Here is a 25,044-nt window from a genome sequence, read left to right as displayed (position 1 = left end):
ATCATGGAAAACAGAATTGCAGGAAAAGTCGTTGCGATCACAGGTGCGAGCAGCGGCATCGGGCAGGCTACAGCCGAAGTACTAGCCGCCATGGGCGCTAAAGTCGTTCTCGGCGCTCGAAGGGACGATCATTTAGAACGAATCGTTGAAAAAATTCAGCAGAACGGCGGTGAGGCAGCATTCTTGGCAGTGGATGTGACACGCCGGGAAGACCTGACAGGGCTAACCGAATTGGCGGTAAACAAGTTCGGCAAACTTGATGTTATGATCAATAATGCCGGGATAAGCCAGTTATATCCGATGGAAGACATTGATGTGGAAGGCTGGGAACAGATGATCGATGTCAACCTGAAAGGCACTTTGTATGGTATAGCAGCTGCAATGCCCATATTTAAAGAAGCGGGCTCAGGACATTTTATCAACGTGATCCCTACCGCTGGTATAACCATCGTTCCGGTCATGGGCGTATATGCCGGCACGAAGAATGCAGTGCGTACGATCAGCGAAGGCCTGCGTCAGGAATCTCAGGGACGCTGGCGCGTAACAGGTGTATCGCCAGGTTATGTGTCCACCGAATTTGCCGGTAAAATTAAGAATGATGCTTTACGGGCGAACATTCAGAAAAATGCTGAAAAAATGGCGATCCCGGCAGAGGCTATAGCCCGCGCGATCGCTTACGCTATTGACCAGCCGGACAATGTAGATGTCGGCGATATTGTGATCCGTCCGGCTGTGCAGAGTTAATTCAATAGCTTAACAAAACATGATTTGAACACTTTAAAGTTTGAAAATATCACCGATCTGATGAAAAGGCTGGGACTGGCTCCGCCGGCCCATCCCCTGATCAGCCTGGTCAATTACGACAAGGACACGATCAGCCTGCGCGATGCCGGGAACTGGTTCCTGCTGGATTTCTATAAGATAACGTTTAAAAGGGATTTTAACGGCAGCGTGAAGTACGGGCCGGGAACTTACGATTTTAAGGAAGGCGGAATGGCATTTTTAGCACCGGGCCAATCGGTGCAGATGCCGGGTGACCGAGAGGATTACCAGGGCTATGCGCTCTATTTCCATCCGTCGCTTTTGACGGGGCAGCCATTGGCTCAACACATTTACCAATATGGTTTTTTTGATTATACCGTAGCCGAATCCTTATACCTCTCTGATAAAGAGAAACAGACGGTGGAAATGGTCTTCCAGGCGATCGCTTCCGAGCTGGAGAACCAGATCGACCAATTCAGTGATAAGGTGCTGGTATCGCTACTAGAATTATTATTCGATCACAGCGACCGGTTCTATCACCGGCAGTTCCATACCCGCAAGAATCTGCACCATGAACTGATCACCCGGATGAATGACTGCCTGGAAAGCCACTTCGATGGCTCCTGTGCCACGGTCAATGGCCTGCCCTCGCCACAGGATATTGCTGCGCACCTTAATGTATCGCAGCGCTATTTGTCTGACATGCTCAGATCGCTCACCGGTAAGACGACCCAGCAGCATATCCATCTGGCGCTGATAGAAAAAGCAAAAATCCTATTGAATAGCACCGGTCTGACGACCGCTGAGATTGCCTATCAACTGGGCTTTGAGCACCCACAGTCCTTCCATAAATTATTCAAGCAGCGTACCCATATCACGCCGGTGCAGTTCCGGCGTGATATGCTAAACAAAAACTAAATACGTTTCTAAAGCATGCCTTCCTCTTTCGCCTGATGAATGGTCCTGACCGAAGCTTTGAATCCCAGGCTCCGAGCAAGTGAGGCATCGGCATGCAAATACCAGGGATCGGCCAGTGGTTCGGCTGTTGAAGGCATCGTTTCACCGGCAAGCTGCAGGATCTCGTAAAGTGTTGTCGGGACTTGCTCCCTATTCGGCCAGTTGTTTAACCAACTCCAGACCGATACCGCTGGTTCCCACGGTGATGAGTATAGTGCTGTTCTTTAAGTCCATATTCCTTTGCTTTTTGTTGAAGCAAAGTTCGGCTGCTGCCGGTTCCGGAATGTATCCAAAAGTCGCCGGGGTGTAGTGAAAACGGATGAATTCGTTACAGAAGCTGGCTGTTGTGAGCGTAGCGAACATCAGCCCACCGCACCGAGGCTTGCAGCGCAATGAAACCCGGCGCGGCAGCGCGTGGTGGAATGAAGCTGCGTGCCGCAGGTGCACATTTTCAAACTTCAAGCTGTCGTTCGAATTTGTCATAAACGCTCTGCCCTGTTTTCAATAGCTTTACAGCTAACTCATCCAAAGCATTGATAATTTCTTCATCAACCCCGTATTTGCTCACATATCGGGCATTGGTATAAGCTGAACGTAGTGCTTCAAACAGTTTGCTGCCCTCTTCCGTATCGAGCTGCAAAACATCTTTAAACTCTTCTGTGAACATTAATGTAATGCGCAGCATCCTGGGCAGGTTGTGTACGTTTAGCTTGTAGCCTAAAACCGCCTTGATCGCGCCTATAAAAATGCTCTCTACCGCCTGGTGTAAACTAAAGGCCGCGAGGTTATAATTCTTTACTTCTCTATAATACCTCGCTCCTCTCAGGAAATCATGCGCCTGCACATTCCATTTTGTAAAATCAAGCTGTGCTTTGGCTTTTACCTGCTCGGTAGTTAAAGTTGGCAGTTCCGGCATGACGAAATCTTCTGCTCTATAAACCACCGTTTTTGTGGTTAAAGCATCGATAAAGAAACGCCGTTCCGCTTGCAAAGCTTTCTTCAAACCGGATAGCTTGTGGGCGAAAATAAACACCTTCGCCATGGGCTTTAATTTATCTTCTATTTTATTGGCTATTTCATGCTCCTGCAGGGTTTCGTTGGACTTGACTAGTAGCAACAGGTAATAAGTAAACGGCTCCCGATGAGAATGCACATGTACAATAAGCTGAACCGTAGGCATCTCTTTTACAATTAAGCCAACTACTTTTTCTAATCCCAATGCTTCTGCCCAACTTACGGTGGCTGTTGGCTTCGGCGCAATACCCGGTGCAATTTCGGCGCGTGCTTTTTCAACTTTTAAGACCGGCTCTTTGCGGTTCCTTTGATAGATGAGCCATGCAGCGGCATAAAGGCGGCGCAGGTTATCGTATACTTTTATTACCTCAGCAGGGTCCATACGCTCATATGTATGGCGGATGAACAATGCTTCCTGGAACCATTCTTCCAAATGGTCGCGGTATTCCGGCAGCGAAAAGTCCTTAAATATTTTTTTGATGGCTATGAACGGATCGAGCAATTCCTCTTTTGACAAGTTTTTAGGGAATGACCGCCAAGCCGCCTTTTCATCTACTAATTGTTCTTCCAGTATTTTCTCGTGCTTCCAGGCAAATTCATACTCCAGCAAGAGCATATACATCGCCTCCAGTAAATTGAGGTTTATCTTGTAAGTAAACACCAAGTTTCCGGGACCGAACTTTTTATCGTCGTAATGCTCTTTGCCTATAGCATACTTACGCCATCTTTTCAATTGCTTCCGGTGCCCCTTAGGGAAATCAGCACTAAAGAAATCTACAAGCACACCAAAAGGGTTTTGTACCTCATCATGGCGCAAGGTTTTGGGATAATGGTCCCAAGGCGCATATTTACCGCAATACATTGTATTTGAATTACCGCCGCCCTCCATTGGCCGGCAACACAAAAGAATAGCAGCAAGCCCCCGTACCGAACCACAGCGCTTTGTACTTTACATTACGACGGTTGTTTTGTACTTTTACGTTTAACATCTACATTTGAACCATGGCTGAAGCATTACACATCGGAAGAAAGATCAGTAAACTCCGTGAACTACGCGGGATGAAGCAAGAAACTTTGGCATCAGAGCTGGGCATTAGCCAACAAGCAATCTCAAAAATTGAGCAAAGTGCCGAAGTGGAAGAAGATGCCTTGATAAAAATCGCCACGGCGCTTGGCGTAACCGTTGAGGGCTTAAAGCATTTTACTGAAGACTCAGTTTTTAATAACATCAATAATTTTCACGATAATTCAATCCAGAATAACTTCAATCCGATAGAAAAGGTAATAGAGCTTTATGAAAGGTTGTTGCAAAGCGAACGTGAAAAAGTAGAAATACTTAAGAACTCTAAATAACACCAAGCCCCAACGAAGGGGCTTTCTTGTTTTCATTCTTATCACGACGAAATTCCTATGGTAAAAGTATTTGTAGGCGGCTTCCCGCTCGACATGGAAGAAATGCAACTGGCTATGTTGTTCGCCCCTCATGGCGACATCAGCACCCTGAAAATCGTACGCGACAAGAAAACCCGTATATGTAAAGGCTACGCCTTTATTGAAATGGTTGACAGAGCCGGCGCGGAGAACGCCGTTGAAGCATTGGATGGAACTATGTTTGCAGGCAAAACATTAACAGTTAATATCAACGAAGAGCCGGCAGTTAAACCCAGTATCGCCTCTTCTTTTAATTCTTATGGGCGCCAGCCCGTTTACCAAAAGGTGCAACGTCTCGGTACGGAGGTCAAAAAGAAACGCCCGAGGCGGGTCATCTAATTGCCTCAACTATCAGATGCCTCTATCGTAGCCTTTCCCTTTCTTCTTTTTCCTGCGCTTCAGATCCTCAGGCACCGGCGCGATGTAAACATTACTGTCGCCTAAAAGCACATCGAGCAATCCTTTGCTATAACCCTCCTGTTTAATGTGGTTCGTTTTCGAATGTTCCATTATGGCTTCCACCCGCTTTCTCGCATCTGCTTTTTGCTCATAGCTGCCATTCTTCATCGCATTCGCATAACTGAAAGACTCTTTAATATTCCTATCGTAACCGAACATACTGTCGAACAAAGTTTCTGCCGACTGCTTAAAAGCTACCCTGTCGAACTGCCCTACCTTTTGGCTGTGTGCAGCGTTTGTTCCTTTAGAGTTATTCAGCGGGCTTAGCTTGATACTATTGCTTGCATCCTTCCTACTAACGATGACCTGCACATGCATTTGTTCGCCAGGCTTCTTATCACCTCTTCTTGCTAAGCCTTTCCGCACTTCCAAATCTTTGTAAGTGTAGTAACGGTTATTTTCCAGTTTGCCGAAGTAAACCAAATCCTGGTTGCTTTCAATGCCATTCCGCTTAAAGTTTTTGGCATAACTATCCATCACCTTATTGACGTAATCCTTCAGGTATTCTTTAGCCTTTTCCTCACCATACTTCGCTTTGAGGAAAAGCAGTTCCTTAGTGCTCGGGCTGATATTAACCAAAAAGAATTTAGCTTCGTCCTTCGATAACTTGGCAACATTGTTATCGATGGTTTGCCTCACTTCATAAGGCTGGATTTTCCGGCAGCTTGGATTGAACCAGTATTCCGGCAGCGCCGGGGTTCTCCCCTGCTCCACTTTCTCCCTGTTCTCCTTTTCGAGGTAGGCTACCAGCTGGCTGCTGCTGCCTTTGTTATTGCCTGTCTCGCTTTTGCTGATATTGATATGCATAGCCCATTTGTTAGATCGTTATATTTCTATATTGATAGAGTGCTATAACTCTATATTGCTATAATGTTATAATGCTACATTCCTATAATGCTATATGGTTAGATTGCTATATTGATAGAAATGTAGAACTATAGCTTTCTATCATGTTTACAAGTTATTCAGTTGCTGCCTCACGTTTTGGATAAGCGCATCCTTATCTACCTGCCTGCTCATCATACCCATCTGTTCACGGGCATTGATATAGAACTCAAGGATAGCAGAGAATTTTGTTTTAAGCAGCTTCTTTTCATACTGGCTGCTATCAAGCCTTTTCAGGAAATCCCCCATCTTTCCAATGTGGCTTGCCTGCTCTTGTAAGGTTGCTTTCTGTTCTTCATTGTGCTTAATGATGTGCTGGTTAAAAGCAGCGATGACCTGCATCTGGCTGGCAATCATCCGCTCGGTATCTTTCTTTACCGGTATCAATAACTCCTGTTCCTGCGTCTTGATAAAAGCAACAATATTATCTGTTTTCCTATTAATGGCATTCTTCAGCAACTCATCATTGAGGTCCCTCGGGTCTTTCTTGCTCTTATAGAAATAATCTACCATATGCAGGAAGAAAGCCAGTTTCGTCAGCCCGCTCTTGTTGGCAATAGCCGTCAGCTTCTCATCCGTTTTTACCGGAAACCTTATGGTTTTCACATTCTCATCTTTCGCTGGTTTCATTAGAATAATTTGCTGGCGTATACTCATCGGTATACCGTTTTCATTTATTCAAACTCATAGCGGGGGTAAAGTATACCGCAGGTATACGGGAATCTGCGTTGCCCCGCAGGGCGAGCGGAAAAAGTCGGGTGTGCCCGACTTCCGCTCGCTCCCCCGCTTTCCGTGGGACGGCGCAGCGTAGCTGCGCCCATTCGCCGCCTTGTTATAAGGCTATGCAGGAGCAGCGCTCCCGCGCTGCACGGATACATTGCTACATTGATACTGTTTATTCCCCTGCCTCCCATCCGGCAGGCCAGTGTACCTGGCTGCCGAGCTTGGGGTGGTACGATGGCTGGTAACGGATATAGCCATACGCATCCAGTTCCCTGATGCATTTATGGTAGGTAGCAATAGATGCTATTTTGCTGTAGCCCATCAGCCCCTTCCGCGTTACCGCGAAAGGGCTGGTGAACCCATTCCTTTGCCAATGGACAAATAAGCCCGTGAACAGGCTGATATGCGTAGCATTCAGCCGTTCGTCTTTAGCCATCCTGCGCAGCAGCTTGCCGTAGCCGGCAAGCCCTGCTGATGTTGTTGTAGTTGGTACGCTGCCTCTTGCTTTCATTGCAGGCCTCCTTCCAGCAGCTTGTCGATATCGTCCTGCTTGTAGTAGATAAGGCTACCTATACGGGTAAAACTTAGTGTCCCATTGATGCGCAGGTTTTGTAATGTGCCCGGCGATATCTTTAGCAGTTTCCTGACCTCATTGCTCTTTAGCCATTTCTTTGATGCCCCCTGCCCTTCCATGGGCACCAGCTTTTTAATTGCGGCGAGCAGCCTGCTCTCTAATTCCTGCAGGTCTTCTTTGGTTACCAGTTCCACATTCATCTTTCCCTCCTTTTGTTAGTTCTAATAATAGCCTGTTCAGTTGCGGCACAGAACAATGCTGCCTGAACAGTATGGAGGCAAATGTGAAGGCAAAAAGGGCGGAATGGATGACCTTTGGAGGCGTTTGGTCACGGATAGTAAGCGGGTTTTACTTCTTACTATTAGGAATTATTTTAAAAAGCTTACTTTCTTCGGTTATGAAGGTATATCCGGAAGACTTTTCATTTTTGTCAGCCGGGAAATATCTTTTTGCGGTGTCCTTGGCAATAAGTTTGTCCCCATGCATAAAATATTTGGCTATCATTTTATACCAGGGGCTTTGCGCTTGCGAACTGACCAACTTTGTATTGCCTGTTGTTAAGCTTTGAAGTTGATTCATCAAATCCATAAAGGGAGCAATGTACCCATTCGTAATAACTATCTTTTCATTGGCATCGAATTCTTTCGCTTGCTTTAATTGGGCTTGCAACTCTTCGATTTGTTATTTTAGCTCCTCGATTAGTTTATCCTTTTCTCCTATGACCGATTCCAAAGGCTCCACTGTATGCCACTGGTCTATGGTTTTCAGGAATGCTAAAAAGGATTCCAGCTTTCGGGTTTGTTCTAACCCTGACGCATATTTCGAAGAGAACGGGTCTTGCCGTTTAAAATGGCGGATGCGGTTAATAACAGCATCATAAACATGGTTGAAGAAAGCCTCTTCTTTTCCATGCTTGGCTTTGACGTAAAAGTCAAGTTGGTAATGGTAAAAATGTTTGTATTCTATTGCTTCGAGTTTGTAAACTTTCAACAGGAAAAAGTTATCCTCTAATTTTCTATTACTTAAAAACGGTCTGCCGATATCATACTGATGAGGGGAAAAATCGAATGGGTTGCGGAATTTGAAATAATGGTTTTGTATCGGCATGGCTATTCGCGTTTATTGAATAACAACGGGAGTGGGAATATGGTTTAAATGATTGTAGCGCTATAAAAATCGAGAGGTTTTATCGTCCTTTTATCTGCCGTTATCGAGTGAAATAACAGTTCACCTCCCTGTATGAAAAACTTTTCGAAAACTTTGGAAACGTAAATTTTATTGAACCATAGATTGTACCATTAATCGACTATCTCTGCGATAATAAATAGTTATCTGTTGTTTAAAACGAACTGATTTACTTCTGAGTGTGAAATGAGGACAATTAAATTCAAAAACAGTTAATACCGAGATAGGATGCACGTCCACACGATTTACCTCATCGACCTGCAAAGCTTGGACGAAAGGTGCGTCAACATTAAAAAAGCGGGCCAGCGCGTGATAGATACGACCACCGATGACCAGCAGATGATTTGTGATGTTAACGGCCCGGATACCGACGCTGTATTACAGCAAGTGATTCACAGCAACAGCTTTACCAAACGCTATAGCAGGCAAACTGACAGCCTTCAGGATTTGTCGCACACCATACCGGAAGCCGATGAACTGCGCGTCGTCAGGCAGCCCCAGCTCAAGGTGGAAGCATTATGGTTGCACCGGAAAGGAGATTCGCCGACGTTTTCATACCAGTGCGAAGTGTCGGAGATCTGAAGGAAGGTCAAGCCTATAGTAGCTACCGATTCTTCCGGAGGGTATTCCGGTAGGCTGCTCAATATCGCAGATATGACGATGAACTGCTTGGCGTCTAGGCGGGTTTAGCCTGCCCTGTATCAAATCGTCGGTCATTGGTAAAGAAACTATTAGGCTTCATGCATGGCACAACCAAAGACTGTCGCAGTTAGTTTCCGGCCGCTCATGACGGTCTCTGGGTTTCGCTATATTTGATAGCGCCAGAAGGCCTGTGATCTCCAGGGGCACCATCGCATTGCTATTTTGAAATAATAATCATGCTAATAATTTTAGTATTTATATATTTGGATATCATTTTTTTGAGAAAAAGTTTTATGATGGTCCGGTTGATGCGAAAAAGCTAGTTAAACAGCGTTTTGGGGGCTAAATTTTTTTAATGGACGCGGAATACCTCGAAAAAGTAAAGATTTATCTGCAACAGAAAATGCCTGACTTTGAAGCGGATATTTGCCGGGTATTGGAGGTGCTGGTCTTCCGGTGCCGGCGAGGCAGGTGTTTCAGGCCTATTATGACGTGGTTTTCGCTGAGGTCACGACTTGTATCGCGCGGATCCGTAACCGGGATTCAGCGGTGGACTTCTCGGTCCGTCGGATTTTTAGGAACGGGACTTTGCGATTCCACAATGAGCGGTCTTCGAGGTTATTACTAAAGGATTAGTAAATTTGCATATGTTTTATAGAAGAAAGATCATATTGGCCATGCTGGAATTATTCGACGGGAAACTTGAAAAACTCCGGTTGCAGAAACTTTTGTTTCTGTTTTCGAAAAGCCAGACCAACCCCGAATATGAATTCGTTCCCTATAAATTTGGGTGCTTTTCTTTTTCAGCACAGGCCGATTTGACGACAATGATTCAAAAGGGCTCACTGATCGAAGAAGAAAACGGCCTGATAAAAAAAGATCCCGCTAAATATTTAGCCGGTTTAAAAGAAGCGGATCGAAAAGCGCTAGTAGAATTAAAAAAACTTTACGGCGGGTTTAGCGGTACGGCACTGATGCGTCATACTTATGTTAACTTTCCTTATTTTGCTTTGAACAGCCTGAAGGCACCGGAGATTTTAACGGAAGAAGAAATGGCTAAAGTTAAAGCAAGCCGGCCACCATTCTCGGCTACGACACTGTTTACCATTGGTTACGAAGGCATATCGCTGGAAAACTATATCAATAAATTGATTCGCAATGATGTCAGGGTACTTGTAGATGTCCGCAAAAATCCCTTGAGCATGAAATATGGTTTTTCAAAAAGTTTATTAAAAAAAGTATGTGAAAGTGTTGGAATTGAGTATCTTCATATTCCGGAAGTCGGCATCGATTCAGACCAACGGCAAGAATTGAACACACAGCGGGATTACGATCAATTGTTCGCAATCTATAAAAAAGAAAACCTTGTCAATACAGCGGGTGCCCAAGCGGGTATACTTGCCTTGCTGGAGAATAAAAAAAGGATTGCTTTGACCTGCTTTGAAGCCAATATCTGCCAGTGCCATCGAAAACCATTAGCGGAAGCTATCCGTAAACTTTCGGGAGACCAATACGACCTTAAGCATATTTGATATCACATGGCGCTGACCAAAGTTCTCATTACCGTAAAAACCTACCCTGCAATTTCCGGTAAATATGATGAACTGGTTTGCACCGCAGGTTTCAGGGAAGATGGGACCTGGATCAGAATTTATCCTGTTTCCTTTCGTAAAAAGTCCTACAGCGAGCAGTACCGAAAATATGATTGGATCGAGCTTGATCTGGTAAAGAATCACAAGGACTTCCGGCCTGAAAGCTTTCGACCCCATGCCCATGACTCGGAAATCACCATAATTGACCATTTGGACACCAGCAAAAACTGGGCAGCACGAAAGGCGATCGCATTAGGCAAGATCTATTGTAACCTGACGGAGCTCATTAGCGAAGCACACGATAAAGCCATACGAACGTCACTGGCGGTCTTTAAACCGGCGTTGGTAAAGGATTTTAAAATCGAAGCAGTTTCGCGCGAATGGAAAAAAGCAAAACTGGAAAAGTTACAGCAAATGAACCTTTTTCAAACCGCTGACGACGGTAAGTTTGAGGTTGTACGCAAGTTGCCTTATAAGTTTTCGTATGTTATAGTCGATAATCAGGGCAAGGAAAGCACTATGATGATCGAAGATTGGGAGATCGGGCAATTATACTGGAACTGTCTGGCGAGGCATGAGGGTAACGAAGCTAAAGCCTGCACCGATGTAAAAACGAAGTATCTGGATGATTTTGCCCGTACGAAGGACCTGCACTTATTTCTCGGCACCAGTCAACAGCATCACCATGTCTCTAATAACCCTTTTATGATTATTGGCACTTTCCATCCAAAAATGGAAGCACCTAAGCCTATCGATCCGCAAATGAAATTATTCTAATGAACGGCAAGATCAATCACCTCTCGGTTTATTGATAAACCTGCTGCGCTTGGGATCTTTAAACGTTTCATTATCTGTCAGAAATTCTTTAGCAAAGTCAAAATTATTTTCATTTGAAAAGATAAACCGGTTAGACATACCCACCTGACCTGAATTTTCATGCTGGACCATGTGTTGATCAAAGGTGACCGGTGTGATCGAATCTTTGAATATTTTAGCGCCTTTCCAGTGTTTATGGTCCTTGGCATACATGATCAGTTGCGGTGTCAATGGGAAAACGATATACATACCCGGCTCATAAACGACAGGGCCGGAAAGCCATTGGGTATTTTCAAAATTTTTGATCAGTACCGGGTGATCGCTGGTCAAAAATGGCGTTGCTGTTTCATTAAGTCCAAACATCCAAATGCAGGATTTGATTCTCTTACACATGGATTCGACCAATTTGGTATCCCATATCAGGGCAATGTGTAATTGCCGGGCGTCATTTTCCGCGTCATAGCCGGGGTTGCTGATTTTGCTGAATTCAACAATCCTATTCCGGGCTTCGGCCGTCCTTAAGAGCTGGGTAGCTAGGTACAATGACATGATTTCCCGGTTTATTTTAGGAATGATGAGTTTTTTGTTCCGACTAAACTGACGAAACCAATCATTGGTAATAGCTGCAGCTTCGCCTTCCAGGTCGGCAAATTGTTTTTCCAGTGTTAGTGGGTCGTGACCTTGTTCGTTTAGTTCTTCATTCCAGTAGAACTGGTTCTCTCCGGCTATATTTTCACAAGTGGTTGGAAATATTTTACCCGTTGATTTGTCAAATACCCACAGTTGTTTTTTGTCGTCGGTAAAGCGCCGCAAGTAAAACCGTGGGACATAATGGTGATGTTTAGGTTCGTTCGTCATATTGTATCAGGTTGGGTACCGTCATTTTTATCTTTCGTTACCATGTATTCCTTGCCCCGGCGTATGGGCGACCGTCCTTTGTTTTCAGCCAGCCACTGCTGATAAGTTTTAATCTCCGGCTGGTTCAAACGAATCACATATTCAACTCCCATGATGACTAATGCTAAATAGATGTGCTCATAATCGATCATCAGGAAATCAAATTCGTGAAGAATTTCATACGGTCCAGGTTGAATATCGGTATTCACAAAACGGTCTTCCTCCGTGTAAATTCGGCGTTGATGATAGGGCCAGAATGGGCCAATGCCATATCTTGCGTATTCCCGAAGCGGGTCCAAATTATTTTGTTGGATGAAATCGTCGGTATAAGGGCCTTTGCCAAACGAATAATAAGCAACGCTTTCTAATGCCGCTTTTGCCAGAAAGCGGGAAATGACATCATTGGGATAATCCACTTCGGGAATGGTGGGTATGATCATGCTATTGATCTTTCCTTCTTTTATGAGCGAAGCAATATGAGTATCTTCTGACCGCAGTATGAATCCTTGCTCATCAATCCAAACCTCCGCCCAACCGCCCTGCGGATGAGGAAATAATACTTTATCAGGGACCAGTCTGCGCTTTTTGCTGCGGATCAGGTTGCGTTGTCGCAGATTGATGAAGTAGGGCATTTCCAAAAGCGGCTTTTCGACTTTGACCGCAAAATAATTATTACAAGCGTCGCATACGACGCCTTTAGGCAAAACGTGCTCGACATTGCCAAGCGACTCAGGAATGACATGTTCGACCGTTTTAAAACTATTTCCTTTTCGGCAAAAAATACAATCCATTGGTTTTTAAACATATTATCACAAAATAGGACATTCAGCTGCTTTCATCGCTGTTTTTTCACTCAACGACGGGAAAATCAGCGCTAAGCTTCAGTTCGTCCCAATCAAAATAGCGATAGGTTACCGGCAGCTCAAAGCGGTCACGCAGGTAGGTCAGATAGCGGATCGTCTCGTTTTCAGGGGCGCTGTCACCGACAATGATCAATTGTTTTGCTCTTTCGCGACTGGGGTAATAGGCATACTCCATGACTTGGCCGATGGCATCGCGGATATTACGCTTTGGGCTGGCGGTCTTGATCTCGAAATAATGCCAGTTGCCACCATGGGTGAGTGCCTTGATATCGACGCGGCTGGTTTCGATATCCACCCTGGCGTAACCGTAGGCTGGGTTTTCGCGCAGGAATTCTACGATCGCGTTTTGCATTTGGTCATGGTCGGGGTCGTACTCCTGTTCCATCTTGAAGGTGCGTTTGCGCCTGCCGGTATTTTTCCAGTTGCCGGCATGGCCGCTATTCTCCGGCGACGTCCCGTCCGAACCGGCATCTTCGGGTAGCTCGGGGTTAAGCATGGGTACGATTCCGCCGCGGTAGCCCAGAAGTTTGAATCGGTCGATGGTGATGTTATCGTCCTGCTCGCCAATCTCGACCAGTTCTTCGGGCAGGTCAAGATCAGCTAACCGGAAACGGACGTTGACGAACAGTTTCGGATTGACTTTACGGAAGGCTTTGACATCGGCCTCCACCCGCTGGACTGCACCGGCCATTTCTTCGAGCCAGCCTTGTGCCTTGTATTGGGCGTAAATATCTTCGGACGTCGCATGGCTGACGCCTTCGGCCTGGCGGATGCAGCCGACATAATAGTAATTGCGGAAACTGTTCTGCGTATACAGGTGCAGTTCGTAGGTCTTCGACGCATGGCGGTCGACCTTTGATTCGAGTCCTTTCACAAAGCCATAATGGTAGCCGCCGATCAGTTTGGAACGGTCGAACAGCCACTCTTCATAGCCAAAGCCGTATTTACCCTCGTGGGTAGTTTTGTCGCGTGATTTGCCAAGCCAACCGGAAGGGTATTGCCAGTTATGCGTATTCCAGGAGAGACGCGTGATCTTGTGAGTTTTCTGGTACTGCAGCTGGCCATTCCGTAAAGCGATTACCCTTTCGCCGTAGCGATCAAATTCCGCAGATGTGATCTTGCGGATGACGGGCGGCTGCTCCTGATCGATCAGGTGATCGACTTTTGGCTTGAACTGCCGGATCGCTTGGTCAAAGTCTCGCAGGTATTTGTCTCCTGAAAAATATTTATACCACTTGTATTTCTCACCTGGACGATCGAAACCCGGTTCGGCGGCGACAATCTTTTCTAGGAAGGGAACGACTTCCGGACAGCCCTGGGCAGAGAGTTCCAAATAATGCCGGCCGTCCGGTAAGACGACAAAGCCGATACAATTCACTTTTTCTTTCCAGTCCGTCCCATTCCACAGGTCGACATATACATAATCATCATTGCCGAGAAACCAATAGCCCTGTTGCAGGCGGTTCCGGTTATTGATCTTCCGAGGCATAAAATACAATCTAGGATCGTTCTTGCGCAGCTTGACCAAATGATCAAGTAATTTTTCATGGATAGTTAAAATTGACATGACAGGTTTGGTATAAACTCAAAGCTACATAATTTCCGTCTTTAGCCTTAACTTTGTTTTTTACCATTCGACTATGCCAACCATTAACCTGTTCATGTGGGGGTACCAATCCCATTTCCAGATCACCGCCGAGGGCAAGGCGGAAGATGTCTTCCGGGCGCTTAACCCGCATTTTATGCCGGAGGTCTTCCTGATCGGCGTCCTGGAAGATGAGCGAGAGGGCCGCCACCCTGTATGCCTGGAACCGGAACATCCCCGTTTGCGGGTGTCCGCGTTCAATAAGATTCATGAATTGGCGCGTAGCCTGCGCAATGTCGATCCGGAAAGCCGGATTTTTCAAAGCCATCCGATGGCCCAGCAAAACCAGGACAGGCGGCTAGATATGCGCTCTTACCGGAATGCCATCGTGGAAATCCTGAACAGGGAGCTGGCTTATGCCGATGATAAATGTTTTGTGTCCTACCCGGCCAAAGTGGAAGGTTACCAGGTGTTTGTGGTATTGAAATTAAATAAACGTTTGATCGATGAAACTTACAGCCTAACGAAAACGGTCTTCAACGATCGCTTCGAGATCCGTACCTCCTTTACTGCCAGCGTGATCAGGGAATTTCTGGAAGGCTGCCGGCAATCGCTTTACGGCCCTTCGCCGGGTACCGAAACGATCGGGCCGGCCAATGTGGAGCTGTTCAGGCTCGCGGGCAAGGACTTTATGTATACCGTTTCGCAGGCCGGTGGCAACTTCCAGGGTTTGCACGGTTTGTTCGATGCCTGCAATACGATTTCCTCGTTGCGCTATGAAGGCAGTGAAGGCCTGGGTAAGATAGTAATTGCCAAACGGGGGCATAAAAATGTCCGTCTCTTACTGGAACTGGCAGAACCGATCGAGATCCATGATTACCGCAAGGTACGCAAGTTTTTGGAGGTCACCGACAAGAACTCCGTCATCTTATGCGATGCCGCTTATATCTACGGGCTGGCAGAGCTAATTGGCCGCTACAACCCAACCGAGGAGAGCATTTTTGAAATTGAGTTTCTGCAGCACTATAAATGGGATGTCAAACATGAAGGCCACTCCCTGATGACGGTGTCCTATATGCAGCCAGCATTGCCGCGCGACCGGCTGGATAAACAACTTTTTGACCTCGACATAGTGCGCATCTTTACTAAGATCGAAAAGCGGGACAGCGAATACCTTTGGGAACTAATCGAAATAGCTATCCAGCAGCAGCACGGAACGATGCTGGTAATCAGTGACAACGCTAAAACAGAAGCAAAGCGGCTGGCCAAGCAAAGCTTTGGCCTGCAGGCTACCCGCTTGCACAAAGACCTTTTCCGAACCATCACTGCCATCGATGGGGCTGTCTTGTTGGACCGTAAAGGCACCTGCCATGCCATTGGCCTGATCTTGGATGGGAAAGCCAGCGACAACGGCGATTCGTCACGCGGCGCCCGGTATAATTCCGCGGTCCGTTATATGGATGGCGTAAAAAAGCCGACCATGATTGTCATTGTTTCTGAGGATGGCATGATCGATATCATCCCTAAATTGCGCCCGCAGGTCAGACATTCCATGATCACTAAAGCCGTTGATGATTTTCGCGGTTTTGCTGGAGGGGAGTTCTCTCGTCGCGGATTCTATAAGTTCATGAACTTCTTTGAAAAAATCGCCTTTTACCTGAACGAGGAAGAATGCGATATGATCAATTCCCTGCGTAAAAAACTGGAAGTGCACCCCGACGCCACTGAAGGGTTGTATGTGACTTTTCCGGACCTTCAGCCCGATCCGCAAATGAATGATTCTTTTTATTTGCCGGAATAACACGAGACATTCGTCGGCAGACGGCTTTTTTCAATCCATATGTGACAAATCACCGGCGGGAACCGACGTAAGGCCCTGGTCATCGGTAAGCAGGTCGCTGTGTTCCTGCGCTCACCCGCTTTTCCGGGATGCTACAACAGCCGGACAGCGGCGCGGCAGTTGCCTGGTTGCTAATAGATGTTTTTGACCATCAACGCGACGGCCAAGTGCAATGGAGAAATATCTTCATACGCTCACTAGCTCACCTCAGATAAAATAGGTAACTTTATCTATTTAGAATGCAAGCCCCAACAGGGGGCCGCAACAGTTTCAGACCATGGCAAACCTTGTACTCAACAAAATATATTTTAAACTATTAACGCCAATCATACCGATCTACGTTTCGGCAGAAATTTTTCCGGGCGCAAAAAAAAAGACGGCGGACTTCTTTGCGGACTTTGCACCGGCAGATTTGGTGGAAGGAAATGCCGAGCTGTTTTACTCTTTTGCGGCACACGAGCACGCTCAGGCCTGTTCGCTTAATTTATTAAACAACCGCTATTTTTTCAAACCTTATGTAACCCGGCAATTGCGTTCCTATTTCGAAGACCAGGGATTGATGACCTTGGACGATTTTGTCAACGGGCTTCAGTTGTGGCGGACAGCAGGCGCAAAAAATAACTTTACAGTTTATGACAAGATCAGCCTGCGGCAGGTGACCTTGGATAACGTTTCACGACTGGAAATGCTGATCAGTTACGACGGGCAATCGCTGGTCAGCCAGCAGCCACTCTCGACGCTTCATACGCAAGCGAGCTATGCCAAGTACATTGCAGGTGGCGCCATCCACAAACTGGACAAGCAAAATCCGCCTGCTGCCGAGGACGTTTACCCTGTATTGGGTTATGAATTGCGGAAGGCCTTAAATATGCCCAGTGAACATGATCCCACGCGTAATACCTACAAAGAATATTATGAAAAGATTAGTGAGTTTTATACGACCTATTTACAAGGAAAACAGGTGGGCGAGAACCTCCAGTTCTTCGATTCCGGATTTAAGCAGCTCAAAGAGCAGGAGATCTGGAAAACGAAATTTGTGTCGAACAAACTGCGCTTTGGTAATGATGGCGAGGATAACAGCATTTACAGCGGCTTAAAACGATACGGACCTTATTCGGCACCGGACAGTGAAAATTTGAGATTTATTTTTGTCTATAAACCGGCGCATGCAGCTGCGGCTAAAAAGCTGCATTTAACGCTGACGCAGGGTTTACAGGACGGTGCATTCGCACCTGGGCTTAAAGATTATGTCAAGGTAAATTATAGGATGGGGGATCCGCACCGGATCGTACTTGACTCTAATGATCCTGTAAACGAATTGGAAGCAAAGATTGCAGACTATCCATTTTCAGCGGATTTACGATACTTCGTCATCTACCTGACAGACCATAACCGCTTCGAAAGCGAGGACGAAAATGAAGAGGAATATTACAAAGTGAAATACCTGTTGCTCAACCGGGGGATACTATCACAGTTCATCTGGCACAAGAATATCCTGGCCAACAATTTCCGGTTCCATTTGCCCAATATTCAGGTGGCGATCCTGGCTAAGCTGGGCGGTATACCCTGGAAGCTGGACACATTTTCCGATGATAAGCTGATCATTGGTTTCGGCGTGAAGAAGATCAACAATGAGGAATTTTTAGGCAATAGCCTTTTTTTTAAAGAAGACGGTACCTTCCATAAGTTCGAGTCATTTCAGCACGGAAATATCCAGACAATCGGCGATGCGCTTAAGCATAATATCGAATCGGTGCTGCAGCAAGACGATCTGAAGATCAGTAAACTGGTCATTCATTATTATAAAACGCTAAACGACGAAGAAGGGCGGGCTATTGAAAAAACCCTGAAGTTCTTTAACCTCGACATTCCGTTCGTTGTGCTGACGATCAATGATTCCAAGAGTAAGGATTATGTATTTTTTGATACGCAGTACAGCAATATCATGCCGGTGAGCGGCACCATCATCGAACTCAAGTGGAAAAGTGAATATTTGTTATCTAACAATATGCGACACGATGAGCTGCAATCTTATAGAATCTGGCAATATCCATTTCCCTTAAAGATAAAGGTTAATAAGCCGGAAAATGTACTGCATGATATTTTTGATGTCAAGCAGCTGATCGACCAGGTTTATAGCTTCTCGCGTATTTACTGGAAGTCGATCGGACAGGCCAGCCTGCCGGTGACGATCTCCTATTCCAAAATTGTGGCAGATTTAGCGGCGCATTTCCCTGACCATGAGCTACCGCAAAACCCGGTAGCACACACTAATCTCTGGTTCTTATGACATTGAAAGCGGCCTTTAAGGATACGATCTTTTTGCTGGGTGCGGGTGCTTCCTACGATGCCGGCTGCCTGGTGTCCCAGCGGATGCTCGACCGTTTGCACCAATCGATCATCGATATCCCTCAGGACCACCTCGTTTACGGTGAGTACAAGATCGCTTTTTTGGAACTTTACCAGTTCATCAAGCCGTCCCTTTCTTTTCAAAGTGAATTGCGCAATATTAAGTCGGGCACGGCGAATTCTATGTACGCGCCCAATATTGAAGATTACATCCTAATTATCCGGAAGATTATTAACAAAGACCTGCTGATTCCCGAACCGCTGGTGGGTTCCTGGAGTGAAAGACTGATGCGTTTGGAGATCAAACACCCCGACCTTTTCGAAACCTATCTGAACTTTATTTATGAAAAGGTAATTGCCTGGATATCTCCGGCTGACGATTACGCCGCAGCCAATGAGTTGCTCGTGCCGCTGGTCGACCTGCTGCAGGCGACCGGTGATGAGCCTTATTACCTTAACATTTTTGGGTTGAATTATGACCTCGTATTCGAAAAAGTGTTGAACGCATCGGAATACCTTGTCAATACAGGATTCAATTCGGATGGCATTTGGACGGAAAGTGCGTTCGACTCGGGTGAAGCAAAAATCAATTACAGCAAGATCCATGGATCGCTGGACTGGTACCTGGAAGAAGACGACACACATATTCTAAAAGGGCACGAAATCGCCTTCAATCCATTGCAACCCGACGAACGAAAACCGCATATTATTCTGGGTTTCGAGTACAAGCTGTTCTCGGTCGATCCTTTCTTCACGCTTTTACAGCAGTTCATCAAAAAGCTGAAGGAATCACGCCTATTGGTGGTGATCGGCTACAGCTTTTTTGATAATTATTTGAACAATATTATTATCCGGCACCTGAACGCCAACGTGAATGCAAGGGTACTAATCGTTGACCCACGCTGGGCTGACGAACCCGAGGCCGGCCGGGATGAGAAATTTCTGACCTACCTGCGGCATTTGCAATCAGATAATTCTTCGCTCAGTATGAACAATTACACGACGCTTGCTTCCAGCCGTTTGAAATTCTATGTCGCCGAGGACGGCGGCTTTTCTGGTGCGAAGCAGTTTTACCGCGAATTCTTTGCGAACAAATGCGCAAAGCTGAAAAATTATCTGGATAGTATTAAGCCGGAGGAATTCGAATTTTAAGTTTGTAAGATGGCCTTTACCTATATCGACAGCAATGATCTTACGTATTGGTCGGGACTAATGTCATCGAAAGCAGACCTTCCGCTAATTATTTCCCGTTTGATCCGGCGAACTACGCCAGGGCTTGACTCGTCGCTTATACCGATTGGGATCAGTACTTTTTCCGCAGGCTGGGACGGGATCGCCCTCAATTCGAATGCGACCCAATTTGTGCCGGCCGGCTTGTCGCTCTGGGAAATGGGAACAGACAAGCAGCCCGCGAGCAAAGCAGAAAAGGATTACCAAAAAAGAAAGGCCGACCCGTTGTCCCAGCCTTTTGATGAAGCAGTATTTGTTTTTGTCACCACACGCCCGTGGAAAACAAAGGAAAAGTGGATCGCTGCTAAAAAGCAGGAAAATATGTTTCGGGATATCAAAGTTATTGACGCGGATCAATTGGTCGAATGGCTGAATACTTCTCCGGTTAGCATCCCGGAATTGACCCAGCGGATCGGCCGGAAAATCGGCGCGGATGTCAGGCCGCTCGCTGCCTTTTGGCAGGAATGGTCTACCGGTCCAAAACAACAGAAATTTCCGGCCAGTCTTATCTGCGCCGGACGTCAGGGCCAGCGAAACGATTTGAAGACGAAGTTAGCAGGACCACCCAGGCTAATCACTGTGCGAGCCGGTACCAAGGAAGAGGCGCTTGCCTTCATCGCCGGTGCGCTACAGCTTGACGAGGAACGGTTATTCGACAATACCATCATTGTCGGTGATCAAAATAACCTGTTGGAGATGATGACCACAAAGGTGGCGATAGTCATCGCGAATATTCCGCAGGCCAACCTGCTCTATGGAGTAACGCCAGACCGGCAACACATTCTTCTGCCACTTGCGGCTTCAGAGAAATTTGAAGACGGGGAGGCCATCGTTTTACCCCGCCTCGGCAGGGAGCAAACGATCAGCGCCTTGCAGGAAATGGGGCTTGATGAAGAACATGCGCGCGCGCTTTCCCGTAAAACGGCAAGAAATATACACGCGCTGCGTAGGACGCTTGGCTTTGATGTTGCGATACCCGAATGGGCAGCGGCGCAGGTCGCTGCTGATCTGATACCCGCGTTATTGACGGGCAAGTGGTCGGACGACCGTGATGGGGACAGGATCATTATAGAATACCTTTCGGGAACGTCCTATGAGCAATATACGGAACGTATCATGCGCTGGGTTGTTCACCCAGATGCGCCCATACTGCATATCGGCAATAATTGGCGCCTGACCTCGCCACAGGACGCCTGGGAATATTTGGGCCGTTACGTAACTTCGACACAATTAAAAAATTTCCAGGACGCATTCCTGATGGCTTGCGGCGATATCAAGCCGTCCTTATCCCTGGAGCCTCAACAACGCGTTTATGCGGCATTTCTTGGGAAAACGTCCGACTATTCGCGGGTTCTGCGTGAAGGATTGACGCAATCGGTTATCCTGATCGCGCTTTTCGGCGAGGCTTTTCAGGTGCTGCTGCAACCCTCGCCGCAATTATGGGCGGATCAGCTGGTCGGCCAGCTCATCCAGCATCCGGTCGGCGATCTTTGGAAATCCATGGACGATATCATGCCGATGCTGGCTGACGCCTCTCCTTCGGCCGTATTGTACCGGCTGGAGAATTTTATTGACCGGCAACCCGCTGTCATCGGCGATGTCTTTGAAAATGCACCATCACTTTTGCATGATTCCTATTATCATACGGGCCTGTTATGGGCTTTGGAGGAATTGGCGTGGCTGCCGGATCATCTATTACGCGCCAGCCAACTGCTCGTTAAGCTTAACCTTCTTGATCCCGGCGTAAAGATCATGAACCGGCCGGTCAACAGCCTGCGGCATGTTTTTCAGCCGATGATGCCGCAAACCTATGCAAGCAACGCGCAGCGTATCACGACGCTGCAAACGATCCGGCAAAGGTTTCCGGATGCAGCATGGTCGCTGTTCCTGAATTTGCTGCCAGGAAGTTTACCGATCGCCCACACCAATGAAAAATTGCGCTGGCGCGAATTCCTGGAAGAGGATGTAGAAATCTATACGGACGAGCAGTATGCCGAATACGTGTACTTCATCAGCCACAGCCTCCTGGGAATGGCTGGCCTGAACGTGCCCCGGGTTGCAACGCTGCTGGAGCGTTTCGTCGATCTGGCAGCGGGCGACCGGTCAGCACTGCTTGCCCTGCTGCTCGAAAACAAAGAACATTTCCGGAATGAGGAACAGTTAATCAGGGCAACGGTACGGGAAATACTTTATAATCACCATAATGATTATCATCAACTGGCGTTTATGCCAGCCGAAATGGTAGCGCAGTTCCAGAAGATCTATGAGGCAATGATGCCCGTTGATACGACTGCGGCGTTGATCTGGGTGTTTAATGACCATTGGGCAAAGTTTCCGGATGGACTGGGGAAAAAACACGATGATTACGAGGGGCGGGAAAAGGAGATGGCAAAACGCCGGACAACGACCTTAACCGCCATCTACAAGGATAATGACTTTGAACAATTTATTGCCCTGCTGGCGAACGTAAAGGAGCCCGGCGTTTTTGGTCAGACCGCAGCCCTGATTACCATGACTGCAGCGGAGCGTGTGCGGTTTGCGGCCCTGGTAAGCGATGAGAACGAGTTTCTGCGTTACGGCGCAATCAGATTTATTTACTGGTACCATATCCGCAGGGGCCTTCAGGCGTTTAAAAAACTGTTTCAGGCATTTTCAAAAGCGGGATATAATCTGGAAGCGAAAGTGGCGTTTTTAACTGCGGCACGCTCTTGCCATGAGTTGTGGCAATTTGTCTCTACTTTGGGCGAGGCGGCCGAAAAAGCTTATTGGAAGCAATGCGATACGGATATTTCGGACCGCGACGAAGGTCATGTCCGTTATCAGCTGAATCATTTCATGAGTGCCGGGCGTTTTATCAGCGCGCTGGAAGTTTGTACGCATAACAAAAAGGTGCTCGATACGCCATCTTTGTTATCCGTACTGGAACAGCTGGCGACCCAACCGGCAGAAGAAACAAAAAGAGTGGACAGCAGTAATGTGACGCATCTTTTCAAATATTGTTATGACCGGAACGACTATGATCCGCAATTGATGGCCCGCCTGGAATGGCTTTATGCCGAATGGATCGCCGGTCGATATTCACCGACAAAACCGAAGGAGCTTTATCGTGAACTCCGTGAAAATCCTGCGCTGTTCGTCGAATTTCTTTCGTACATATACCGGCCGGACGATTTATCGATGGCGGAAGCTGAGATCGCCGGGATCGAAGAAAAAGTTATCCTCCAGCGCGCAAAAAAGGCGGACGCGTTACTGGATGGGCTGGACACTTTGCCTGGCCAGACCGAGGGGCCTGCACTGGACGGTGAAATATTAACGAGCTGGGTGCAGGAGGTACGGCGTTTATCGGACGAGCGGGCAAGGCTGAAAAAAGCAGACCTGCTGATCGGCAGGTTATTGGCAAAATACCCGGAAAACCCGGAATGCTGGCCGCCGGAGCCAATCGCTGCAATGTTGGAAAACATTGATTCCGATAACCTGCGTACCAACTTCAGGATCGGCGTGACTAACAAGAGAAGTTTCACCTCGCGAAGTCCTTATGCGGGTGGTTATATCGAACGAAACAACGCGCGTTACTTTCGCAACTTTGAAGCCTGCCACCGGCTAAAACATCCGGTAACCGCGCAAATATTTGCCCACATCGCGATTCAATATGATCTACGGGCGCGTGACGAAGATAACGATGCGCTCGCCAATGATATAGACGGGTAGCAGCACATTTGGTCATATTCAGACTTTACGCTGATTCGGGCGAGGAAAAGAAAAACCAGGCAGAATTGTGGCAATGATCAAAACCTTTTCTAAAATGATAAAAAATCTGAATTGAATATAACGTTTAAAGCTGACAATTAAATTTGAGATTCAAAGCGACGCTATTTGGAGATAGGCCGTATAAAAATGCGGGTTTCCTGGTTAACTTTATGGGAGCAAATAAAATAGGACTGACCTTCCGGTTACCGTTACCGGACGAGGCACCTGCAAGGCGTGGTACTATTTTATTGCGTGTGAGAGGGAGGAATACTTTTAAATATTATGATTATATTTAACAGGCAATTTCATGGCCTGAATATAATATATAATGAGGCCAAGGAAACCGCAAATATTCTAAACCATCACATTCAAGAGTATGAACACACCTCCAGATCAGGAAGAATCAGAGTCATCTAATAATATTGTAAGCGAAATTGATTTTTCTCCCAACTATTTGACAACAGGAGACAGCCCGAGTTTGATCTTACGAAGACGCATACGGCGAAGAAATACCTTAATTGTAACTGTGTTTTTCATGATCTCTTTCGGTCTTCTTATATACTTTTCCACACCATTCCATTTTTCTTCGACGGCTTATGACGAAAGTTTGGAGGCTAAAGGAATACCTAGCTACAACACTTCGCTTAATCGCCTCGTCGCTTTTACGATGATTTTAATCGGGGTCGGATCCGGGCTTTTCCTATATCTGCAATATGGAACATTCAAGCAGCTGACGCGAACGGTCGTCAATTCGGCGGGTAACTCCAGGGAGCCGATGCCTGTCGCCATAGATTACCGTGATAGAATCATCGATGAGTTGTCACACAAATCAAACCCTGTTGTTGAAACTAAGAACACGGAGCCCCCGTTAGGCTACGTTCTTGAGAGTAAGATCGCCCTTGTTCAAGCTGATTACGCCAACATCATCAATAGATTAGTCGAAGAAATTGAAAGGTTGGGGAAGGTAGCAAACTACAACTTGGTTTTCGGATCCGTTGCCACTGTTGCCGGAATTATCATCTTAACCGTTAATGCATTTGATCAGACGGGCCTTAAGGATACAACTGAAATTTTGAAACTTTATATCCCGAGAATATCGACAATTGTTTTTATCGAAATTTTTGCATTCTTTTTCCTAAGGATTTATAAGGGGAACCTGGCAGACATCAAATATTTCCACAATGAGCGAACGAATATTGAACAGAAGATACTGGCTTTGAAAACCTCGTTGCTTATTGGCGACAGTAAATATGTCAAATCGGTTATTGACGAGCTGGCAAAAACAGAAAGAAACCGAATCCTAAAAAAAGGCGAAACAACAGTTGAACTGGAAAGAGAGCGCGCGGAAATTACTGCCGACAAAAATGTCATGAGCCTGTTGAAATCAGTTTTGGAACTTAAAAAAGACAGCAAACAATGACATGGTACCGCTATTACACTACAATTTATACTGGAAATCAATTACTTAACTGTTTCATCTTACATTTGGATTG

At 46.5% G+C, this 25,044-nt stretch carries 23 protein-coding genes; 12 read left to right on the top strand and 11 right to left on the bottom strand.

The features are described from left to right. Both BC343_RS24860 and BC343_RS24855 read left to right on the top strand, forming a co-directional pair. Window positions 1–744 (top strand): SDR family oxidoreductase (locus tag BC343_RS24860; RefSeq protein ID WP_449406588.1); only part of this gene is annotated, 744 nt, incomplete at its 5' end. 24 nt (window positions 745–768) lie between these two features. Further along, a complete protein-coding gene (locus BC343_RS24855; protein ID WP_238381745.1) occupies window positions 769–1,680 on the top strand; it encodes an AraC family transcriptional regulator in 912 nt (303 codons plus the stop codon). Between the two features lie 189 nt (window positions 1,681–1,869). On the opposite strand, the gene BC343_RS31445 is transcribed toward BC343_RS24855, so the two are convergent. Together BC343_RS31445 and BC343_RS24845 are read right to left on the bottom strand one after the other, a co-directional pair. Beyond that, entirely contained in the window at window positions 1,870–2,202 is a 333-nt protein-coding gene (locus BC343_RS31445; RefSeq protein WP_202909850.1) for a hypothetical protein, read from the bottom strand. Next, window positions 2,171–3,595, bottom strand: coding sequence for a HEPN domain-containing protein (locus BC343_RS24845; protein ID WP_162276937.1), 1,425 nt, complete (start codon window positions 3,593–3,595; stop codon window positions 2,171–2,173). The genes BC343_RS31445 and BC343_RS24845 overlap by 32 nt, the downstream gene beginning before the upstream one ends. A gap of 140 nt (window positions 3,596–3,735) precedes the next feature. Here BC343_RS24845 and BC343_RS24840 point away from each other — a divergent pair, with 140 nt between their 5' ends. After that, a complete protein-coding gene (locus BC343_RS24840; RefSeq protein WP_078350492.1) occupies window positions 3,736–4,086 on the top strand; it encodes a helix-turn-helix domain-containing protein in 351 nt (116 codons plus the stop codon). A 57-nt stretch (window positions 4,087–4,143) separates the two neighbouring features. After that, window positions 4,144–4,503: an RNA recognition motif domain-containing protein gene (locus BC343_RS24835; RefSeq protein ID WP_078350491.1), complete on the top strand. Its 360-nt coding sequence runs from the start codon at window positions 4,144–4,146 to the stop codon at window positions 4,501–4,503. A gap of 12 nt (window positions 4,504–4,515) precedes the next feature. Here the strand turns inward: BC343_RS24835 and BC343_RS24830 are convergent, their stop codons facing one another. The 6 genes from BC343_RS24830 to BC343_RS24805 all read right to left on the bottom strand — a co-directional run bounded on the left by BC343_RS24830 (window position 4,516) and on the right by BC343_RS24805 (window position 7,912). Continuing rightward, window positions 4,516–5,430 (bottom strand): DUF5712 family protein, encoded by a 915-nt coding sequence (locus BC343_RS24830; RefSeq protein ID WP_078350490.1) that lies wholly within the window; start codon window positions 5,428–5,430, stop codon window positions 4,516–4,518. A 147-nt stretch (window positions 5,431–5,577) separates the two neighbouring features. Then, window positions 5,578–6,138 (bottom strand): BfmA/BtgA family mobilization protein, encoded by a 561-nt coding sequence (locus BC343_RS24825; RefSeq protein ID WP_078350489.1) that lies wholly within the window; start codon window positions 6,136–6,138, stop codon window positions 5,578–5,580. A 265-nt stretch (window positions 6,139–6,403) separates the two neighbouring features. Continuing rightward, window positions 6,404–6,742, bottom strand: coding sequence for a hypothetical protein (locus tag BC343_RS24820; protein ID WP_078350488.1), 339 nt, complete (start codon window positions 6,740–6,742; stop codon window positions 6,404–6,406). Then, window positions 6,739–7,005, bottom strand: a complete 267-nt coding sequence (locus BC343_RS24815; RefSeq protein WP_078350487.1) for a helix-turn-helix domain-containing protein — start codon at window positions 7,003–7,005, stop codon at window positions 6,739–6,741. Before BC343_RS24815 ends, BC343_RS24820 begins: the two co-directional genes overlap by 4 nt. A 148-nt stretch (window positions 7,006–7,153) precedes the next feature. Beyond that, the gene (locus tag BC343_RS24810) at window positions 7,154–7,474 is read right to left on the bottom strand and encodes a hypothetical protein (protein ID WP_078350486.1); all 321 of its coding nucleotides are present in this window, start codon (window positions 7,472–7,474) and stop codon (window positions 7,154–7,156) included. 12 nt (window positions 7,475–7,486) lie between these two features. Next, window positions 7,487–7,912: a hypothetical protein gene (locus BC343_RS24805; protein ID WP_078350485.1), complete on the bottom strand. Its 426-nt coding sequence runs from the start codon at window positions 7,910–7,912 to the stop codon at window positions 7,487–7,489. Between the two features lie 306 nt (window positions 7,913–8,218). On the opposite strand from BC343_RS24805, the gene BC343_RS24800 reads away from it, so the two are divergent. From BC343_RS24800 to BC343_RS24790, 3 genes are all read left to right on the top strand, one after another. Then, complete coding sequence (locus BC343_RS24800; protein WP_143822338.1) at window positions 8,219–8,572, top strand: hypothetical protein; 354 nt, start codon at window positions 8,219–8,221, stop codon at window positions 8,570–8,572. 737 nt (window positions 8,573–9,309) lie between these two features. Beyond that, on the top strand, window positions 9,310–10,164 hold the full coding sequence (locus BC343_RS24795) for a DUF488 domain-containing protein (protein ID WP_202909849.1): 855 nt from the start codon (window positions 9,310–9,312) through the stop codon (window positions 10,162–10,164). Between the two features lie 6 nt (window positions 10,165–10,170). After that, a complete protein-coding gene (locus BC343_RS24790) occupies window positions 10,171–11,001 on the top strand; it encodes a hypothetical protein (protein WP_078350482.1) in 831 nt (276 codons plus the stop codon). Window positions 11,002–11,013: 12 nt separating this feature from the next. Here the strand turns inward: BC343_RS24790 and BC343_RS24785 are convergent, their stop codons facing one another. From BC343_RS24785 to BC343_RS24775, 3 genes are read right to left on the bottom strand one after another with little or no spacing between them, the layout of a single operon-like run. Beyond that, a complete protein-coding gene (locus BC343_RS24785; RefSeq protein ID WP_078350481.1) occupies window positions 11,014–11,898 on the bottom strand; it encodes a DUF4238 domain-containing protein in 885 nt (294 codons plus the stop codon). After that, a complete protein-coding gene (locus BC343_RS24780) occupies window positions 11,895–12,728 on the bottom strand; it encodes an HNH endonuclease (protein ID WP_078350480.1) in 834 nt (277 codons plus the stop codon). Before BC343_RS24780 ends, BC343_RS24785 begins: the two co-directional genes overlap by 4 nt. 58 nt (window positions 12,729–12,786) lie before the next feature. Continuing rightward, window positions 12,787–14,367: a hypothetical protein gene (locus tag BC343_RS24775; RefSeq protein WP_078350479.1), complete on the bottom strand. Its 1,581-nt coding sequence runs from the start codon at window positions 14,365–14,367 to the stop codon at window positions 12,787–12,789. A gap of 73 nt (window positions 14,368–14,440) precedes the next feature. On the opposite strand from BC343_RS24775, the gene BC343_RS24770 reads away from it, so the two are divergent. The 5 genes from BC343_RS24770 to BC343_RS24750 all read left to right on the top strand — a co-directional run bounded on the left by BC343_RS24770 (window position 14,441) and on the right by BC343_RS24750 (window position 24,971). Then, window positions 14,441–16,186: a diadenylate cyclase gene (locus BC343_RS24770; protein ID WP_078350478.1), complete on the top strand. Its 1,746-nt coding sequence runs from the start codon at window positions 14,441–14,443 to the stop codon at window positions 16,184–16,186. A 316-nt stretch (window positions 16,187–16,502) separates the two neighbouring features. Beyond that, entirely contained in the window at window positions 16,503–18,515 is a 2,013-nt protein-coding gene (locus BC343_RS24765; protein ID WP_078350477.1) for a Piwi domain-containing protein, read from the top strand. Then, complete coding sequence (locus BC343_RS24760) at window positions 18,512–19,726, top strand: SIR2 family protein (protein WP_078350476.1); 1,215 nt, start codon at window positions 18,512–18,514, stop codon at window positions 19,724–19,726. Before BC343_RS24765 ends, BC343_RS24760 begins: the two co-directional genes overlap by 4 nt. 9 nt (window positions 19,727–19,735) lie before the next feature. Beyond that, on the top strand, window positions 19,736–23,512 hold the full coding sequence (locus BC343_RS24755; protein WP_078350475.1) for a hypothetical protein: 3,777 nt from the start codon (window positions 19,736–19,738) through the stop codon (window positions 23,510–23,512). A gap of 415 nt (window positions 23,513–23,927) precedes the next feature. Then, on the top strand, window positions 23,928–24,971 hold the full coding sequence (locus tag BC343_RS24750) for a hypothetical protein (RefSeq protein ID WP_143822337.1): 1,044 nt from the start codon (window positions 23,928–23,930) through the stop codon (window positions 24,969–24,971). Window positions 24,972–25,044: the final 73 nt, after the last annotated feature.

Source organism: Mucilaginibacter pedocola (assembly GCF_002013915.1).
GTDB classification, from domain to species: Bacteria; Bacteroidota; Bacteroidia; order Sphingobacteriales; family Sphingobacteriaceae; genus Mucilaginibacter; species Mucilaginibacter pedocola.
Note: the sequence above shows the minus strand (reverse complement) of the source record. Positions and strands in the feature narration are given on the sequence as shown.

Bases quoted from the DNA above. Each gene is read 5' to 3' on its own strand.
- BC343_RS31445 (WP_202909850.1), bottom strand. From the start codon at position 2,202: ATGACAAATTCGAACGACAGCTTGAAGTTTGAAAATGTGCACCTGCGG.
- BC343_RS24845 (WP_162276937.1), bottom strand. From the start codon at position 3,595: ATGTATTGCGGTAAATATGCGCCTTGGGACCATTATCCCAAAACCTTG.
- BC343_RS24840 (WP_078350492.1), top strand. From the start codon at position 3,736: ATGGCTGAAGCATTACACATCGGAAGAAAGATCAGTAAACTCCGTGAA.
- BC343_RS24835 (WP_078350491.1), top strand. From the start codon at position 4,144: ATGGTAAAAGTATTTGTAGGCGGCTTCCCGCTCGACATGGAAGAAATG.
- BC343_RS24830 (WP_078350490.1), bottom strand. From the start codon at position 5,430: ATGCATATCAATATCAGCAAAAGCGAGACAGGCAATAACAAAGGCAGC.
- BC343_RS24825 (WP_078350489.1), bottom strand. From the start codon at position 6,138: ATGAAACCAGCGAAAGATGAGAATGTGAAAACCATAAGGTTTCCGGTA.
- BC343_RS24820 (WP_078350488.1), bottom strand. From the start codon at position 6,742: ATGAAAGCAAGAGGCAGCGTACCAACTACAACAACATCAGCAGGGCTT.
- BC343_RS24815 (WP_078350487.1), bottom strand. From the start codon at position 7,005: ATGAATGTGGAACTGGTAACCAAAGAAGACCTGCAGGAATTAGAGAGC.
- BC343_RS24805 (WP_078350485.1), bottom strand. From the start codon at position 7,912: ATGCCGATACAAAACCATTATTTCAAATTCCGCAACCCATTCGATTTT.
- BC343_RS24800 (WP_143822338.1), top strand. From the start codon at position 8,219: ATGCACGTCCACACGATTTACCTCATCGACCTGCAAAGCTTGGACGAA.
- BC343_RS24795 (WP_202909849.1), top strand. From the start codon at position 9,310: ATGCTGGAATTATTCGACGGGAAACTTGAAAAACTCCGGTTGCAGAAA.
- BC343_RS24790 (WP_078350482.1), top strand. From the start codon at position 10,171: ATGGCGCTGACCAAAGTTCTCATTACCGTAAAAACCTACCCTGCAATT.
- BC343_RS24785 (WP_078350481.1), bottom strand. From the start codon at position 11,898: ATGACGAACGAACCTAAACATCACCATTATGTCCCACGGTTTTACTTG.
- BC343_RS24780 (WP_078350480.1), bottom strand. From the start codon at position 12,728: ATGGATTGTATTTTTTGCCGAAAAGGAAATAGTTTTAAAACGGTCGAA.
- BC343_RS24775 (WP_078350479.1), bottom strand. From the start codon at position 14,367: ATGTCAATTTTAACTATCCATGAAAAATTACTTGATCATTTGGTCAAG.
- BC343_RS24770 (WP_078350478.1), top strand. From the start codon at position 14,441: ATGCCAACCATTAACCTGTTCATGTGGGGGTACCAATCCCATTTCCAG.
- BC343_RS24765 (WP_078350477.1), top strand. From the start codon at position 16,503: ATGGCAAACCTTGTACTCAACAAAATATATTTTAAACTATTAACGCCA.
- BC343_RS24760 (WP_078350476.1), top strand. From the start codon at position 18,512: ATGACATTGAAAGCGGCCTTTAAGGATACGATCTTTTTGCTGGGTGCG.
- BC343_RS24755 (WP_078350475.1), top strand. From the start codon at position 19,736: ATGGCCTTTACCTATATCGACAGCAATGATCTTACGTATTGGTCGGGA.
- BC343_RS24750 (WP_143822337.1), top strand. From the start codon at position 23,928: ATGAACACACCTCCAGATCAGGAAGAATCAGAGTCATCTAATAATATT.